Raw genomic sequence first — 15342 nt, forward strand, 5'->3', positions numbered from 1 at the left:
TAACAATATAAATGCAAGAATAGTTTACAATCTTCAAGCATATTTTATTCAAAATAAGTATCAAGAAAGAATATAAGATAAGAGATTCTAGGAATTTATATGTTTTTGACGATGAATTAATCAATTGAAACATAAACTTGCTTAAAATTGAGAAGAAGGCTTGCAACTCTTTTAAAAATCTCTATACTCTGTTTTGCAATGGTAGCCCCGCTGGTGGCTTCGCAATTGTACTCTGTGAACCCCGCCAGGACCGGAAGGTAGCAACGGTAGCAGATCTATGATGTGCCGAAGTTTTGCTAGTGGGGTTGCCACCATCTTCTAATCCGATCTCCGTTGGATTGCCTTCATAATTACATCTAAATCAAATCCTCTATATTGCAAAAACCGCATCTGTTTTGCTTTAAGTTTAGGATCTTTTTCTACTTCTTCACCAAACTTTTTCACTTTAAGTTGATAAGCCTGTTCCACCCAATCAATGTTATGAATTTCATCTGCAATTAAATCATTTTCAATTTGTTTAGTTTTTAAAGCTTGTTTGATGCGTTTTGGTCCTTTGCCTTTACGAATTTGGCTAGCCAATGTTAGTTCTGCAACGCGTTGGTCACTTTGATAATTTTGCTCAGATAACTCTTCAACAAGTTGCTTAACCTCTTCAGGATTTTGTGCGTAACGATTCAACTTCTCGATAAGTTCTGCTTTCGAGTAATCTCGACGAGTCAATAACGCAAAAGCATATGAGCGCAAACGTTGACCTGTAAGCAAAGCGCGTTGTTGGGGCTGTTCTTCTGTTCTTTTGAACATATTTAATATTTCCTTGTAAAAAACGCCCCGAAGGGCGTTTTAAGACGTATAAGCGGTAATTAAGACTCTAATAGAAGATCTTCTTCTTCATCTTCCACCTGTACAGCACCATTAGTACCCGTAGTTAGCAGTTGTTCACGGATAATCTTTTCAATTTCTCCAGCCATTTGAGGATTTTCTTCAAAGTGGCGGATAACATTGTTTTTACCTTGGCCAATTTTATTGCCTTGATACGAATACCAAGCACCTGCTTTTTGCACGATATCTTGTTGTACAGCTAAATCTACAAGTTCGCCAAGCTGGTTTGTACCTTTACCGTATAAGATTTGGAAAATAGCTTCTTTAAAAGGAGGAGCCATTTTGTTTTTAACAACTTTAACTCGAGTTTCAGAGCCGATGATTTCATCACCTTCTTTGACCTGACCAATACGGCGGATATCTAAACGTACAGAAGCATAAAACTTCAATGCGTTACCACCAGTCGTAGTCTCAGGGCTACCAAACATTACACCAATTTTCATACGGATCTGGTTAATGAAAATAACCATACAGTTCGAGCGTTTAGCGTTACCCGTAATTTTACGTAATGCCTGACTCATTAAACGAGCTTGTAAGCCCATGTGAGAGTCACCCATTTCGCCTTCAATTTCTGCTTTAGGAGTAAGAGCCGCAACTGAGTCGACAACGATTAAATCAATTGCACCAGAGCGAACTAGCATGTCTGCAATCTCAAGTGCTTGTTCACCGTTATCAGGTTGCGATACAAGTAGATTATCAATGTCCACGCCCAGCTTACGTGCATATTGTGGATCTAATGCGTGTTCTGCATCGATAAATGCACAAGTACCACCAGCTTTTTGACATTGTGCAATCGCTTGGAGAGTCATTGTGGTTTTACCAGAAGATTCTGGACCATAAATTTCAACGATACGACCTTTCGGTAAACCGCCAATCCCCAATGCAATATCTAACGTCAAAGAACCTGTAGATACAGCTTCAACTGCTTGAACAGTGTTGTCACCGAGACGCATCACCGTATTTTTGCCAAATTGCTTCTCAATTTGACTTAGCGCGGCTTGTAATGCTTTGCTTTTATTCTCATCCATCTCAAAAACCTCAATACTCTAAGTTCATCACGTTTAACCCAAGTGGATGCATTGAATCTCAACTTGTTTCACAGGGCTAATAGTGACAGATTTTTTCTATAGCTTCTATGTGTTGTCTGTGTGTGTGCGACACAACTCGACGTTTTTATTCATCACCATACGACCAGTGTTGATCATTGTCCTGTTTAAACCGATTAATCTGTCTACGATCCTTTTTACTCGGTCTATGATCAGGTCGAGCAAGATTATGCAATTTTCGTTGGGATGCAATCAACTCCCGTCTAGCAATACTTACTTCTGTTTCTTCATAAAGTTGCTGGGCAACTGGTGCTGGACCACGTGTGTTCGAAAGCGCTTTTACGACAACGATTTTTTTATCAAAACCTTGTTGAATAATCAGTTCCATTCCAACACGAATTTCTTTGGAAACTTTTACACGCTCATTATTGTGATGTACTTTACCTCCTTCGATTGCTGCTTTAGCAATTGAACGAGTTTTAAAAAAACGAGCAGCCCATAACCATTTGTCGATACGCATGGTCTCTACAGCATCGTTTTCAAGCGATTTTGACATCATTATCCTTTCTATCAATTTGATTCAATATAGACAGCAATTCTGTAAGTCGATCTAGTGCTTTATATTCTAAATCTTCATGCTTTCTTGCATTCTTTAGACTTGAGGGCTGCAAGATAGTAAACAAGTGCTTGATACCAAATTTTTCAGCTGTTTTTAGTACAGGAGCTGTATCATCAATAAAAATGGTTACGTCTGGGTCAAAAGGGTGTAATTTTTGCAGCTCTTGCCAAAAATGAATATCTTCTTTTGCATAACCAATTTGTTCACTCGAAACAATTACGTCAAAGAAGTGTTCAATTGCAATATTATCGAGCTTTAGGCGCAAGCTTGCACGGTCAGCATTTGTAACTAACCAACAACTATATCCTTGTTCTTTCAGTTCTTGCAGAAGCTCAATACAACCAGACCGAGCTTGAATTTTTGTCTGAAATTCTTGCTGTAATTTGAGTACATCAACGCCTACAGTTTTGGTCCAATAAGCTGATGAATACCAAACAAGCGTATGTCTATGTGATTGATAAAACTGATATAGTGTTTTTTGGCTCTGGGTGAGCGGAAGTTGATGTATCTCTGCATGTCGCTTAGGAAGACAATCATTCCAAATGAAATCATCAAAAGCGAGATCTAATAGCGTACCATCCATGTCAAACATTACGATTTTAGACATATCTAAATATCTCCAAAATCATTTAAAGCAAATTTTTTAAGACACATTTACCATATATCCTTTTAAAATCATTAATTAAAGAAACTTCGAGATATAAAATTAATTTAAAACTCCACCCATTAATTCTTTCAAAAGGTATTTTGATTAATGTGATGGGTAGGGAGGATAAATGATTTGAAAATTATAGCGTGTAATTTTGCAAAACAGGAAACAATAATAAGTGCTTTTTAGTGGATAATTTTCCTATGTTTGAAGTAAAAATAATGAGGTAAAGTTTTATAATTAAGAAATCTTAAAAGTCATCTATATTTATGGTTAATTTTGCTTACATAGGATACGTATTGACATACATTTTATAAATTGAAGGATACTTGTTTAAAGTTATATTTAAAATTAACCCTAATAAGAATTTAGAGAAAGCAATGAAAATTGGATTTATTGGCGGAGCCAATGACGGTATTGTAATCAATGCTGCTGATGGCCTTGATACTTATAAGCTTGAATGGCATTACAAAGCAGAAAAGCACTGTGAAGCACAGCCAACATTAGGTCTTAATGGGCCTGAGTATGATTACTACAACCTCTTAATACTAAGAAAAAATAAAGAGGCTAAACTCTTTTATGTACTCACTACAATGGGAAAAGATGATATCGCGAGTAAAATCCATGAGTATTGGGAGTGCTCTACATCTGTTGGCTATGATTTCGATGATTAAGAAAATTTTTATTAATAATTTAAAATTTTGACTTTAATCAAAAATTAAATGAAGAGCTCGTAATTTCATATAACACATGTGCTTTTAGGTGGTGATGGAGAGGAACCTTGGGATGATCAAAGTTTTTAACTTTGTGCATCCCAAGTCTTTCCATGACAGCTTGAGAGGGTGTATTTATATTAGCGGTAAATGAAACGATCTTATCTAAATTCAGTATATTAAAACCATAGTCTAAAGCCGCTTTTGCTCCTTCAGTTGCATAACCTTGTTTCCAGAATTCTTTTGCAAGTCGCCACCCGATTTCCACACAAGGAGAAAAGTCAAATTGTTCAGGTTGGCTATGTAAACCAATAAACCCGATAAATTGATGGGTTTCTTTTAATTCTACTGCCCAGAAGCCCCAACCATTTTCATTAATGAGAGATGAAATTTTTTGGATTAAATTAAGGCTTTCTTGGGGTGTTAATAGAGTTGGGAAAAATTGCATAACATCTTGATCTAAGCCCATTGTTATAAAAGGCTCAACATCACTTTCTTCCCACTGTCTTAAAATTAAACGCTGAGTTTCGATCATGACATGTCTCTTTAATTAAAAATAAGGGATCAAAGTGGTTTTTGCACAATCTTTTGTAAAATGATCTTGGAATTGATGCTCACTACACCTTTTATTTTATTTAAGGTATTAATGACGAAATGAGAAAAAGAACTCAAATCTTTGGTCGCAACGTGTAAAACATAATTAGATTCGCCAGTAATAATATATGCATTAATGACTTCATCAAAATTTTTGATCTGACTTAAAAAGAAGTTGTGATCATTTTCTGTAAGTTGGGCAAGCTTTATTTCGACAATTGCCTCAATTTTTATACCTAGTTTTTCATAATTAACTTTCGCTTGATATTTTTCAATTACACCATTGCTTTCTAAAATTTTAACTCGCCGATGACAAGCTGAAGCCGAAAGGTTAACGAGATCGGCCAGTTCTTGGTTACTTAACCGAGCGTTATCTTGTAAATATTTTAAAATTTTAAGATCGATTGTATCTACATTCATTTTCGAATTTCATCCATGTTTTTTAATTTTAATTCGAATTTTATACGAAAATAGTAAATTTTAATCAAATATTATCGAATAAATCGAAAGAATTAGCGTGATAAAATTCAAATACAAAGGAAATGTTGAAAATAGGTGAAATAACAAATGATTACTCACGAACAATGCCTCTATTGGGATCAGGAAGATGAACTCAAAAAGTTTAAAGACGAATTTGCACTGCCAGAAAATGTCATTTATTTAGATGGTAATTCTTTAGGCGCAAGACCAAAAAAATCATTAGAGGTTGCTCAGCATATTATTGCAAAAGAGTGGGGTGAGGACCTCATTAATAGTTGGAATAAAGCAGATTGGTGGGGACTACCGACTAGACTCGGAGATAAAGTCGCGCAGCTTATCGGTGCTGAAAAAGGTGAAGTGGTTATTTCAGACTCAACGACCCTAAATTTATTCAAAGTTTTATCAGCAGCGGTAAAAATTCAAGCTGAAAAATTTCCGGAACGTAAAATTATTGTTGCAGAAAAAGATGCCTTTCCAACCGATATTTATATTATTGAAGGCTTTATCGATTTGATTCATCAGGGTTATCAAGTTGAATTGATTGATGGCACCGATGATTTATCTCGTGTTCTAGCAAAAGATGTTGCGGTAGTTGTTCTTTCTCATGTGAATTATCGGACTGGATATTTCTATGATATGGAGTCTATTAATCAACAAATTCACGCTAAAGATGCTTTGATTATTTGGGATTTATGTCACTCGGTTGGTGCAGTGCCTATGGATCTTAATCAGAGCAATAGTGATTTTGCGATTGGTTGTACTTATAAATATTTAAATGGTGGCCCAGGTTCTCCAGCGTTGTTATGGGTAAATCGAAAGCATCGTGATCAGTTCTGGCAACCTCTCTCAGGCTGGTGGAGCCATAAGAAACCTTTTGATATGGCTCAGCACTATGAACCAGCTAACAGTATTCGCCGTTACTTGTGCGGAACTCAACCCATTATTTCTATGAGTCTAATCGAATGTGGTGTCGATATTTACTTACAAGCTGATATGCAACAAATACGTGAGAAATCACTCAAATTAACTGATTTGTTTATTCAACTTGTTCAACAAGAATGTGCACAGTTTGGTTTTGAACTGATTACACCTTTAAATCATAAATATCGTGGTAGTCATGTCAGTTATAGGCATGAGTTTGGCTATGAAATTATTCAGGCGCTTATTGCTCGTGGTGTGATTGGGGATTATCGAGAGCCGGAAGTATTACGTTTTGGAATTACACCTTTATATCTAGGATTTGAAGATATTTGGAATGCCGTACAACAACTTAAGCAGATCATGCTGAATAGTGAATGGAAAAATGAGCGTTATCTGGTGCGTAGTGAAGTGACCTGATCGTTAAAGATCAATATTAGAAAATGGCTAGGAGGGCCTATGAGCAGTTTTGATGAAATACAAAATCGAGAAGCGGGTTTACATAAAAAATTATCCGCAAAACAGATGGGAATGATTGCAATTGGTGGAGCGATTGGTACAGGGCTGTTCATGGGAAGTAAGTTCGCAATTAGCTTTGCTGGCCCTGCCGTCATTGTGAGTTATGCCATTGGTGGTTTAATCGCATTTGCTATTATGGCTTGTTTGGCTGAGATGACGGTTCAGCATCCTACATCAGGCTCATTTGGGGCATATGCTGAGCATTATGTAAGTCCGCTTGCTGGGTTTTTAGTCCGTTATTGTTATTGGGCATGTATTGTATTAGCGGTTGGTACAGAAATTACAGCAGTTGCGGATTATATGAAATTATGGTTTCCACATGTAGATTCTTGGGTCTGGATTGCCTTTTTCTCGCTAACCTTACTTGTTGTTAATGCCTATAGCGTTAAAGCTTTTGGATTAGTTGAATATTGGTTTTCGACCATAAAAGTCTTTGCAATTATAGTATTTATTCTTTTAGCAGTTGGTATTTTGACCCAAAGTCATGGAGGAACAGCTCAGGTTCTCTCTAATTTAACCGAGCATGGAGGCTTTTTTCCTCATGGTTTTAGTGGAGTCTGGATTGGTGTAATCATTTCAATATTTAGTTATTTAAGTATTGAAATGATCGCTGTTGCAGCAGGTGAGGCTAAAGATCCGGAAAGAGCTGTTAAGAAAGCTTTTAAAAGTACTGCAATTCGCTTAATCCTATTTTATCTACTGTCTTTATTTCTCATTGTGGCACTTGTTCCTTGGACAACTTTAATTGGAGCCGATGCGACCAGCCCTTTTGTGATGGTAATGAAAATTGTAGGCATTCCATATGCGGACAGTATTTTAAATTTTATTGTAATTGTCGCGGCCTTATCAGCCATGAATAGTATGTTGTATATCTCAACACGTATGCTATTTAGCTTGTCACGAGCAGGAGATGCACCAAAACTATTTGGCCGTATTAGTCATAATGGCGTACCAATTAATGCGTTGTTATTGTCAGCAGTAGGTATTGGAGTCGCGAGTATTGTTTATACGATTAACCCAGCTTCTGCTTTTCCGATCATGATTGCTTTATCTATGTTCGGTGCACTGTTCACTTGGGGCAGTATTTTTGTTACCCATATGTTTTTTAGAAGGAATATGGCACGAAAAGGAGAACAGTTAAAATTTAAGGTTCCAGCGAGCCAGTTAATTTCACTGTTGGGATTAATCGCAATTTTAAGTATTACGATCACAACGTGGTTTACCAATGAATTTAAGTCAACTTTACAGTTTGGAGTCCCATTAGTTGTTGTTCTTACATTTTTCTATTATTTAAAACGTTCATCAGCCAAGCTTGCTTTAAATGCTCATGAAGAATCGTTGAAGTGAGAGACCTATGCGATCATATGATAATTCTAGAACCGTAGCGAATGAACATGAAATATTGGTAGAATTTAAAAGAACAAGCTTGTTGAGCTATCAAAAATTTACCCATATCGCAGATATTCAATATGGGACGCACCCAAGGTCAACTTTAGATTTATTCCCATTAGGGCAAGCCAAAAAAACTGTTATTTTTATTCATGGTGGTTATTGGCAATGGTGTGATAAATCAGATTTTGCATTCATCGTACCGTATGTTCTAGCCAAGGGGGCACAGTGTATTCTTTTAGAATATGATCTAGCCCCACAAAGCAAAATTTCAGATATTGCTTCTCAAGTTAATCAAGCTCTCGATTTTATTCGAGAGCAAGACTGGAGAACTGATGAGGTAGTTTTGGTTGGGCATTCGGCAGGGGCGCATCTGGCTGCTTTGTCATTAGGTCATCCACTGATATCTGAGATGGTTTTGTTAAGTGGAATTTATGATCTGGAGCCTATACAAAGTACACATTTAAATCATGCACTCAATCTTTCAAACGAAGATATCTTAAAATATAGCCCTGTTCATCAGTCAAAACCTATTACTACTCCATGTTCAATTTTCTGTGGTGAACTCGAACTTGACGAGTTGAAATGGCAAAGCCAAAATTATTTTGAAATGAAGAAAAGGCAAGATCAGCATTTTGTTTCTTTCAAGCTTATTCCTGAAATTAACCATTATTCTATTTTAAATCACTACTTTAATAATATTTTAATTTAAGTGCTTGAAATAGAATGTAATTGAGTAAAGAAAAACAGATTAAACTTATTAGAATATAAAATGTGAGATAAATCACAACTCAACCTAATTTTTATAAAAATTAAGTATCCTTATTGACCTGACTATAGAACTTAATTAGATTAAAAAGATAGTGCTTTCTCACTAAGCGGCAAAATGTTTAGCTGTTGTTTAGTTGAGTTTCAAGTCCGTAGCTTCCCAAGATGCGGACTTTTTTATTTGATTTTTAAAAACAATTAGATAAATCGAATTTTGTTCTTGGATATGGCGATAATATCTATTTAATGATTAATATGAGTTAATCACATAGCTCTCTGCTAAATAAGAAACAAATTAGTATTTGCTTTTCATTATTTAACTGGAATTATCATTTAATTAATGGATTATATAAAATATATTTTACCAAACTGACAGAGTGTGAGATTACGCTCGGAACTTCATGAATTTGTCATATAGGTTAGATAAATTAAAAACAGAAAAATAAAAGAGAGAAGGCTATAGCACATAATTTAATAATATATAGCATCTTTAAATAAATGGTTTAGTCGGCTCTTATGAGTTGGCTTTTTTATTTTTAAAGGAGTGTTAATGAAAGTACAGTATTTTGAAGGATGCATGTATAAACATATGTGTCCTGCTTGCGGATATCTTCATTATATTCCTGTACATTATCCTTTCTCTAATGGTAACCAATGGTTTTTTAATGGTAATTTGGAAAAACCGACATTTGATCCCATCATAAGTATAAATGAATACTGTAACTACTTTATTAAAGATGGCTTTATCGAATATAGCGTTAATTGTAGGCATCATTTAGCTGGTTGTAAGATTGAGCTGCCAGAACTAAAATTAAAAAACTATAGAATATAATTGATTTTGGTATTTATTAACTATGACCATTTAAAGGACTGCACATTTCCTTAATTATCACATATTTTTGCAATATATCTTTACATATTTGATACTGAATATATATAGTTTAAAAAATTGTAAATCTATTTTAGTTGAAGGCTATATTATAATTTGCAAGAATTTTCATAACTTACTGTTTTTTTATTTTTATTTATGGATATCTTGAAGTTTTTAAAAAGCTTTAATACAACTGGAACATATCTTATTATTTCTACATTTATATTGTTTTTAATGATTATATATTTTTACATTGTACAGCCTACCTAAATTAAATTATAAATAAAATAATCATTTATTCTAAAATATTTTAAGTGTTAATTTATTTGAATTGGTTCTCACTTTTAATTTAAAAAAGATAATAGCATTGTGTGAATCCAAGTTTTATGAAAACATGACGTGGTCATAATATATGGAGAACATAATAAAAATTCCTTTCTAAAGATGTTAATCCCTAAATATAAAGACTGTACTGATCATAACAATGATGTCTAAAGTAAAAAATATGGAGATTTTCTATGAAGTTTTGCCAAGTTTCGACATTTCTTTTAGCAATAGCGCTGTGCCATTTAACCTATGCTGCACCAGCTACACCAAATTCTGTATTAAGCTCGTCTGAAGCAAAAGGAATTATTAAAAATCAATATATTGTTATTCTTAATAAGGATGTGGGTTCTTCTAACGAGTTTGCACAAGGTATTGCGAAACAACATGGTGGGAAGGTATTACAGACCTATGATGCTGTACTTAAGGGATTTGCAATTTATTTACCCGATGTTGCCGGTACTGCTTTTGTTGAAGCAATGAAAAAAAATCCGAAAGTCGTTTCTGTTGAAAATGACACAATCATGAAAATTGACGCGACTACCCAAAGCAACCCAGATTGGGGACTAGATCGTATTGACCAAAAAAACTTACCTCTAGATTCAGCCTATTCGTACTTACAAACAGGTTCAGGTACAACCGCTTATATTGTTGATACAGGAATATTGTCTACACATCAACAGTTCTCTGGACGGGTATTAAGTGGCTATACCGCGATATCTGATGGTAATGGCACAAGCGACTGTCATGGTCATGGTACACATGTGGCAGGAACAGTTGGTGGTAGTACCTATGGGGTTGCCAAGAATGTAAGCTTAGTACCCATTCGGATTTTAGGATGTGATGGGTCTGGTGCTTCGAGTAACGTGATTGCTGGTTTAGATTGGATATTGAAAAATGGTAAAAAGCCAGCTGTAGTGAATATGTCTTTAGGCGGTGATGCGAACACATCCCTAGATAGCGCAGTAGAAAATTTATTTAATAATGGTTATGTGATGGTTGTCGCTGCTGGAAACTCGAATACAGATGCTTGTAGTACTTCACCTGCCAGAGTAAGTAAGGCAATTACTGTTGCGGCTACAGATAGTACAGATACTCGAGCTAGTTATTCTAATTATGGAAGTTGTGTTGATATTTTTGCGCCTGGAAGCCAGATTAACTCTTCTTGGATTGGGAGTAATACAGCAACTAAAGTTTTGAATGGAACTTCAATGGCAACTCCACATGTTGTCGGTGTCGTAGCTGAAATGTTGCAAAGTACGCCTACCGCAACACCTCAGACAATCTCGAACAATCTTTTAAACCAAGCAAGTAATAATGTAGTAAAAAATCCTTCAGGTAGCCCAAATCGGTTGCTATATAAATCTCCTCAGTAAAAGCAGTTATTTAAATTAGAAAAGGTCCCGAAGGACCTTTTTTAGATTTTTGCATGAGTACCATATTTATCAATCATGATTGAGCTGGCTTCATTTAGACCGCGAACCGTTACCTTCACATCGTTCTTTTGAAATTTATTCACAACTGAATCTAACATGGCAACTGAAGTCACATCCCAAATATGTGAGTGGGTAAGATCAATAATGATTTCTTTAACATCTTCTTTAAAGTTAAAACTTTGCATAAATTTTTCAGATGAACTAAAAAATATTTGACCTCTTAACTCGTATAGACGAGCTTGTTCTTCGAATGAAGTTTCTATACGAATATCATTTTCAAGTTTATTTGCTAAGAAAAGAGCTGAAAGTAATACGCCAGTTAATACACCTAGCGCTAAGTTATGTGTAGCAACCACTACAATAACCGTAGCGATCATAACGACATTACTACTTTTAGGATTATTTTTAAATTGAGTCAGAGAGCTCCATTCAAAAGTACTAATCGACACCATAATCATGACAGCAACCAGAGCAGCCATAGGAATCACTTTTAACCAATCACTTAAAAACACAACTAGAATAAGTAAGAATATTCCCGCGCAAAAAGTGGATAAACGTGTACGACCACCAGATTTTACATTAATCATTGATTGACCAATCATGGCACAACCAGCCATGCCGCCCATAAAACCTGAAGCGATATTAGCAATACCTTGACCCTTACATTCTTGAAATTTATCACTAGATGTATCTGTCATTTCATCAACGATTGTTGCAGTCATCATCGATTCAAGTAAGCCAACCGCGGCAAGGGCTAAAGAATATGGAAGAATAATAAGGAGGGTTTCTAAATTTAAAGGAATATTCGGAATCAGAAATATTGGCAAAGTGTCTGGTAATGATCCCATATCACTCACTGTTCGAACGTCAAATCCTAAAAAAATAGCGAGGAATGTGACTACTACAATACAAATAAGAGGTGACGGAAAGAACTTTCCAATTTTTGGAATATACGGGAAAAGATAAATAATTCCCAAACCAATAGCTACTAGTAAGTAGACATACCATGTCACGCTTATTAATTCTGGTAATTGAGCCATAAAGATGAGTATGGCAAGGGCATTAACAAATCCAATGACCACCGATTTGGAAACAAAGCGCATCAGTTTGGCAAGTTTAAAATATCCGGCCAAAATCTGTATGACACCAGTTAATACTGTCGCAGCGAATAAGTATTGAAGCCCGTGTTCCTTTACGAGCGTTGTCATAACCAAAGCCATGGCACCCGTAGCTGCCGAAATCATAGCTGGACGACCGCCTACGAAAGAAATAATAACGGCAATACAAAAAGAGGCATATAAACCAACTTTTGGATCTACACCCGCAATAATTGAAAATGCAATTGCTTCTGGAATTAGAGCAAGACCAACAACAAGACCAGAAAGAATATCTGCACGGACATTAGAGAACCATTGTTCTCGGACATTCGATAACATGAGAAATAGCCTAAGTTTTAAAATTTTGAAAAGGCTAGTGATGTGATATACCAACACAAGCGACTACACCACATCACTAAACAGTGATGAGTTATTTACAATGATCAAGGGTAAATAAACTTAAGGTGGCGTAAGTGTCATAGGTATAGAAATTTGAGGCATTTAAAAGTGCCCGAAGAATAGCATAAGTTTTTAAGCTTGACTAATCTAAGCCTGCCAGAACGAATTAATCATATTTTTTTCATTTCAGATTTTGGCATTGAAGTAAATTTATTCGAAGGCATATCTAAGAAAAATTCTTTTGCTTCAGAATGAGGGCAGTTGAGCCAATCATTTCTAAGATCATCAGGTATTACAATAACTGAGCGTTTTTCGTCATCAGGTTTATGAAATTGTTTCATGAAAGGGTGGTGATCAGCATTAATTGTTAATAGTGACATTGACCTAACTTTCTGTTCATCTATGAGCGTTTCCTCAAAGATTGCAGCAAGTGTAAAAGGTTGCCCATCTTGGCGGAAAATACCATACCTATGTGCTTTCCCATTGATATATTTAGGTTCATAAATAGCTTCAACAGGAATAAGCGCAAACTGGTCATTTAACCAAGCATGTTTAAAAGAGCGCTTTTGTTCTACTGTTTCTGTTCTGGCATTATACGTTGCATATTTGAATGCGATTTCTTTGGCATAAGGGGGAAGCATTCCAAATTTAGCTTTTCTCCACTCAAGCTTATTTTGATGAGATAAAATGATTGGACAATCATCACTCGGAAAAATATCCATCTTATATTCAAAGATTGGCTCGAATAAATCTAATTGATGGGCGTGTGTTTTCTTAATAGGTTTAAAATTTGCACACATAAGATATCCTTGGTTATAAAGTTTTTCTTTAATTACAGCTTCTAACTTTTATCTTTTACTGATGTATGTTTTTATAATTAGAATTGTCTCTTTAAGTATTAATTTTTAACTATCAATAACTTCGTTAATAAGTGTTTATCTAACTGATGTCTATTTCAAAAAAATCTAGATATAAAATAGATAAACCATAAAGTTAAGTTGCTCATCTTATAGAGAGTTTATTCAGTTTTAATAGCTACTTTTATGCAACAGAGCCTTTCAGAAATTTAGATTTTAATAGATTTGTTATTCATCATAATACAAAACATATAGAGAACTTGTACAAACCGTTGGGCAAACGTTTAGAAAATCTCGGAAAATTTTGACAATTTATAAGGTGGACATATGAATAAACATTTACTGGCAAGAATTGCTTTATTAGGCGCTGTTCAGCTAGTTACACTCTCAGCATTTGCTGATGTTCCTCTAACTCCATCTCAATTTGCTAAAGCGAAATCAGAGAACTTTGACAAGAAAGTTATTCTATCTAATTTAAATAAGCCGCATGCTTTGTTATGGGGACCAGATAATCAAATTTGGTTAACTGAGCGCGCAACAGGTAAGATTCTAAGAGTTAATCCAGAGTCGGGCAGTGTAAAAACAGTTTTTCAGGTACCAGAGATTGTCAATGATGCTGATGGGCAGAATGGTTTACTAGGCTTTGCCTTCCATCCTGACTTTAAAAATAATCCTTATATCTATATTTCAGGCACATTTAAAAATCCGAAATCTACAGATAAAGAATTACCGAACCAAACGATTATTCGTCGTTATACCTATAATAAATCAACAGATACGCTCGAGAAGCCAGTAGATTTATTGGCAGGATTACCATCATCGAAAGACCATCAGTCTGGTCGTCTTGTGATTGGCCCAGATCAAAAGATTTATTATACGATTGGTGACCAAGGGCGTAACCAGCTTGCTTATTTGTTCTTGCCAAATCAAGCACAACACACGCCAACTCAACAAGAATTGAATGGCAAAGACTATCACACCTACATGGGTAAAGTACTACGCTTAAATCTTGATGGAAGTATTCCAAAAGATAATCCAAGTTTTAACGGGGTGGTTAGCCATATTTATACGCTCGGACATCGTAATCCGCAGGGCTTAGCATTCACTCCAAATGGTAAATTGTTGCAGTCTGAACAAGGCCCAAACTCTGACGATGAAATTAACCTCATTTTCAAAGGTGGCAACTATGGTTGGCCGAATGTAGCAGGTTATAAAGATGATAGTGGCTATACTTATGCTAATTATTCAGCTGCTGCCAATAAGTCAATTAAGGATTTAGCTCAGAATGGAGTAAAAGTAGCCGCAGGAGTTCCTGTGATGAAAGAATCTAAATGGACTGGTAAAAATTTTGTCCCACCATTAAAAACTTTATATACCGTACAAGATACCTACAACTATAACGATCCAACTTGTGGAGAGATGACCTATATTTGTTGGCCAACAGTTGCGCCGTCATCTGCTTATGTCTATAAGGGCGGTAAAAAAGCAATTACTGGTTGGGAAAATACATTATTGGTTCCTTCTTTAAAACGTGGCGTTATTTTCCGTATCAAGCTAGATCCAACCTACAGTACGACTTATGATGATGCTGTACCAATGTTTAAAAGCAACAACCGTTATCGTGATGTGATTGCAAGTCCAGATGGGAATGTTTTATATGTGTTAACTGATACAGCTGGAAACGTTCAAAAAGATGATGGCTCAGTAACAAATACATTAGAAAATCCAGGATCTCTCATTAAGTTTACATATAAGGCTAAGTAATACAGGCCATTAAAAAACCG

The 15342-nt window shown here is 35.4% G+C and carries 16 protein-coding genes and 1 other RNA gene; 9 read left to right on the forward strand and 8 right to left on the reverse strand.

What is annotated here, in order from left to right; genetic code table 11:
- Nucleotides 1-208: 208 nt before the first annotated feature.
- Nucleotides 209-305, forward strand: an RNA gene (gene ffs, locus MKX14_RS03350) — signal recognition particle sRNA small type.
- A 13-nt stretch (nt 306-318) separates the two neighbouring features.
- On the opposite strand, the gene recX is transcribed toward ffs, so the two are convergent.
- The 4 genes from recX to yrfG all read right to left on the reverse strand — a co-directional run bounded on the left by recX (nt 319) and on the right by yrfG (nt 3151).
- Nucleotides 319-801: a regulatory protein RecX gene (gene recX, locus MKX14_RS03355; RefSeq protein WP_005068912.1), complete on the reverse strand. Its 483-nt coding sequence runs from the start codon at nt 799-801 to the stop codon at nt 319-321.
- A gap of 59 nt (nt 802-860) precedes the next feature.
- Entirely contained in the window at nt 861-1907 is a 1047-nt protein-coding gene (gene recA, locus MKX14_RS03360; protein WP_002115680.1) for a recombinase RecA, read from the reverse strand.
- A gap of 145 nt (nt 1908-2052) precedes the next feature.
- Nucleotides 2053-2481, reverse strand: a complete 429-nt coding sequence (gene hslR, locus MKX14_RS03365; protein WP_130172488.1) for an RNA-binding S4 domain-containing protein — start codon at nt 2479-2481, stop codon at nt 2053-2055.
- Nucleotides 2465-3151 (reverse strand): HAD-IA family hydrolase, encoded by a 687-nt coding sequence (yrfG, locus tag MKX14_RS03370; RefSeq protein ID WP_240281751.1) that lies wholly within the window; start codon nt 3149-3151, stop codon nt 2465-2467. Before yrfG ends, hslR begins: the two co-directional genes overlap by 17 nt.
- 422 nt (nt 3152-3573) lie before the next feature.
- On the opposite strand from yrfG, the gene MKX14_RS03375 reads away from it, so the two are divergent.
- On the forward strand, nt 3574-3867 hold the full coding sequence (locus MKX14_RS03375) for a hypothetical protein (RefSeq protein ID WP_023187860.1): 294 nt from the start codon (nt 3574-3576) through the stop codon (nt 3865-3867).
- 37 nt (nt 3868-3904) lie between these two features.
- Here the strand turns inward: MKX14_RS03375 and MKX14_RS03380 are convergent, their stop codons facing one another.
- Both MKX14_RS03380 and gigD read right to left on the reverse strand, forming a co-directional pair.
- A complete protein-coding gene (locus tag MKX14_RS03380; RefSeq protein WP_240281752.1) occupies nt 3905-4441 on the reverse strand; it encodes a GNAT family N-acetyltransferase in 537 nt (178 codons plus the stop codon).
- A 29-nt stretch (nt 4442-4470) separates the two neighbouring features.
- On the reverse strand, nt 4471-4920 hold the full coding sequence (gigD, locus tag MKX14_RS03385) for an Lrp/AsnC family transcriptional regulator GigD (protein ID WP_151283051.1): 450 nt from the start codon (nt 4918-4920) through the stop codon (nt 4471-4473).
- A 147-nt stretch (nt 4921-5067) separates the two neighbouring features.
- Between gigD and kynU the strand changes: the two genes are divergently transcribed.
- The 6 genes from kynU (at nt 5068) to aprA (ending at nt 11145) form a co-directional block, all read left to right on the forward strand.
- Nucleotides 5068-6318, forward strand: a complete 1251-nt coding sequence (gene kynU / locus MKX14_RS03390; RefSeq protein WP_240281753.1) for a kynureninase — start codon at nt 5068-5070, stop codon at nt 6316-6318.
- A 39-nt stretch (nt 6319-6357) separates the two neighbouring features.
- The gene (gene pheP / locus MKX14_RS03395) at nt 6358-7764 is read left to right on the forward strand and encodes an amino acid permease (RefSeq protein WP_240281754.1); all 1407 of its coding nucleotides are present in this window, start codon (nt 6358-6360) and stop codon (nt 7762-7764) included.
- A gap of 7 nt (nt 7765-7771) precedes the next feature.
- Nucleotides 7772-8518, forward strand: coding sequence for an alpha/beta hydrolase (afmid, locus tag MKX14_RS03400; RefSeq protein ID WP_240281755.1), 747 nt, complete (start codon nt 7772-7774; stop codon nt 8516-8518).
- A 606-nt stretch (nt 8519-9124) separates the two neighbouring features.
- The gene (locus tag MKX14_RS03405; protein WP_240281756.1) at nt 9125-9406 is read left to right on the forward strand and encodes a DUF6527 family protein; all 282 of its coding nucleotides are present in this window, start codon (nt 9125-9127) and stop codon (nt 9404-9406) included.
- A 195-nt stretch (nt 9407-9601) separates the two neighbouring features.
- Nucleotides 9602-9715, forward strand: coding sequence for a hypothetical protein (locus MKX14_RS03410; protein ID WP_240281757.1), 114 nt, complete (start codon nt 9602-9604; stop codon nt 9713-9715).
- 248 nt (nt 9716-9963) lie between these two features.
- A complete protein-coding gene (gene aprA / locus MKX14_RS03415; RefSeq protein WP_240281758.1) occupies nt 9964-11145 on the forward strand; it encodes a S8 family peptidase in 1182 nt (393 codons plus the stop codon).
- A 41-nt stretch (nt 11146-11186) separates the two neighbouring features.
- Here the strand turns inward: aprA and ybaR are convergent, their stop codons facing one another.
- On the reverse strand, nt 11187-12641 hold the full coding sequence (gene ybaR, locus MKX14_RS03420; RefSeq protein WP_240281759.1) for a SulP family inorganic anion transporter: 1455 nt from the start codon (nt 12639-12641) through the stop codon (nt 11187-11189).
- Nucleotides 12642-12871: 230 nt separating this feature from the next.
- Entirely contained in the window at nt 12872-13501 is a 630-nt protein-coding gene (locus MKX14_RS03425) for an SOS response-associated peptidase family protein (protein ID WP_240281760.1), read from the reverse strand.
- Between the two features lie 384 nt (nt 13502-13885).
- On the opposite strand from MKX14_RS03425, the gene gdhB reads away from it, so the two are divergent.
- A complete protein-coding gene (gdhB, locus tag MKX14_RS03430) occupies nt 13886-15322 on the forward strand; it encodes a glucose/sorbosone family PQQ-dependent dehydrogenase (protein ID WP_240281761.1) in 1437 nt (478 codons plus the stop codon).
- The last annotated feature ends 20 nt before the right edge of the window (nt 15323-15342 follow it).

Origin of the sequence: Acinetobacter pittii (assembly GCF_022449185.1) — a bacterium.
In the GTDB taxonomy this organism is placed as follows: domain Bacteria; phylum Pseudomonadota; class Gammaproteobacteria; order Pseudomonadales; family Moraxellaceae; genus Acinetobacter; species Acinetobacter pittii_I.

Excerpts from the sequence above, each read along its gene's own strand:
- recX (WP_005068912.1), bottom strand. The coding sequence starts at position 801 with ATGTTCAAAAGAACAGAAGAACAGCCCCAACAACGCGCTTTGCTTACA.
- recA (WP_002115680.1), bottom strand. The coding sequence starts at position 1,907 with ATGGATGAGAATAAAAGCAAAGCATTACAAGCCGCGCTAAGTCAAATT.
- hslR (WP_130172488.1), bottom strand. The coding sequence starts at position 2,481 with ATGTCAAAATCGCTTGAAAACGATGCTGTAGAGACCATGCGTATCGAC.
- yrfG (WP_240281751.1), bottom strand. The coding sequence starts at position 3,151 with ATGTCTAAAATCGTAATGTTTGACATGGATGGTACGCTATTAGATCTC.
- MKX14_RS03375 (WP_023187860.1), top strand. The coding sequence starts at position 3,574 with ATGAAAATTGGATTTATTGGCGGAGCCAATGACGGTATTGTAATCAAT.
- MKX14_RS03380 (WP_240281752.1), bottom strand. The coding sequence starts at position 4,441 with ATGATCGAAACTCAGCGTTTAATTTTAAGACAGTGGGAAGAAAGTGAT.
- gigD (WP_151283051.1), bottom strand. The coding sequence starts at position 4,920 with ATGAATGTAGATACAATCGATCTTAAAATTTTAAAATATTTACAAGAT.
- kynU (WP_240281753.1), top strand. The coding sequence starts at position 5,068 with ATGATTACTCACGAACAATGCCTCTATTGGGATCAGGAAGATGAACTC.
- pheP (WP_240281754.1), top strand. The coding sequence starts at position 6,358 with ATGAGCAGTTTTGATGAAATACAAAATCGAGAAGCGGGTTTACATAAA.
- afmid (WP_240281755.1), top strand. The coding sequence starts at position 7,772 with ATGCGATCATATGATAATTCTAGAACCGTAGCGAATGAACATGAAATA.
- MKX14_RS03405 (WP_240281756.1), top strand. The coding sequence starts at position 9,125 with ATGAAAGTACAGTATTTTGAAGGATGCATGTATAAACATATGTGTCCT.
- MKX14_RS03410 (WP_240281757.1), top strand. The coding sequence starts at position 9,602 with ATGGATATCTTGAAGTTTTTAAAAAGCTTTAATACAACTGGAACATAT.
- aprA (WP_240281758.1), top strand. The coding sequence starts at position 9,964 with ATGAAGTTTTGCCAAGTTTCGACATTTCTTTTAGCAATAGCGCTGTGC.
- ybaR (WP_240281759.1), bottom strand. The coding sequence starts at position 12,641 with ATGTTATCGAATGTCCGAGAACAATGGTTCTCTAATGTCCGTGCAGAT.
- MKX14_RS03425 (WP_240281760.1), bottom strand. The coding sequence starts at position 13,501 with ATGTGTGCAAATTTTAAACCTATTAAGAAAACACACGCCCATCAATTA.
- gdhB (WP_240281761.1), top strand. The coding sequence starts at position 13,886 with ATGAATAAACATTTACTGGCAAGAATTGCTTTATTAGGCGCTGTTCAG.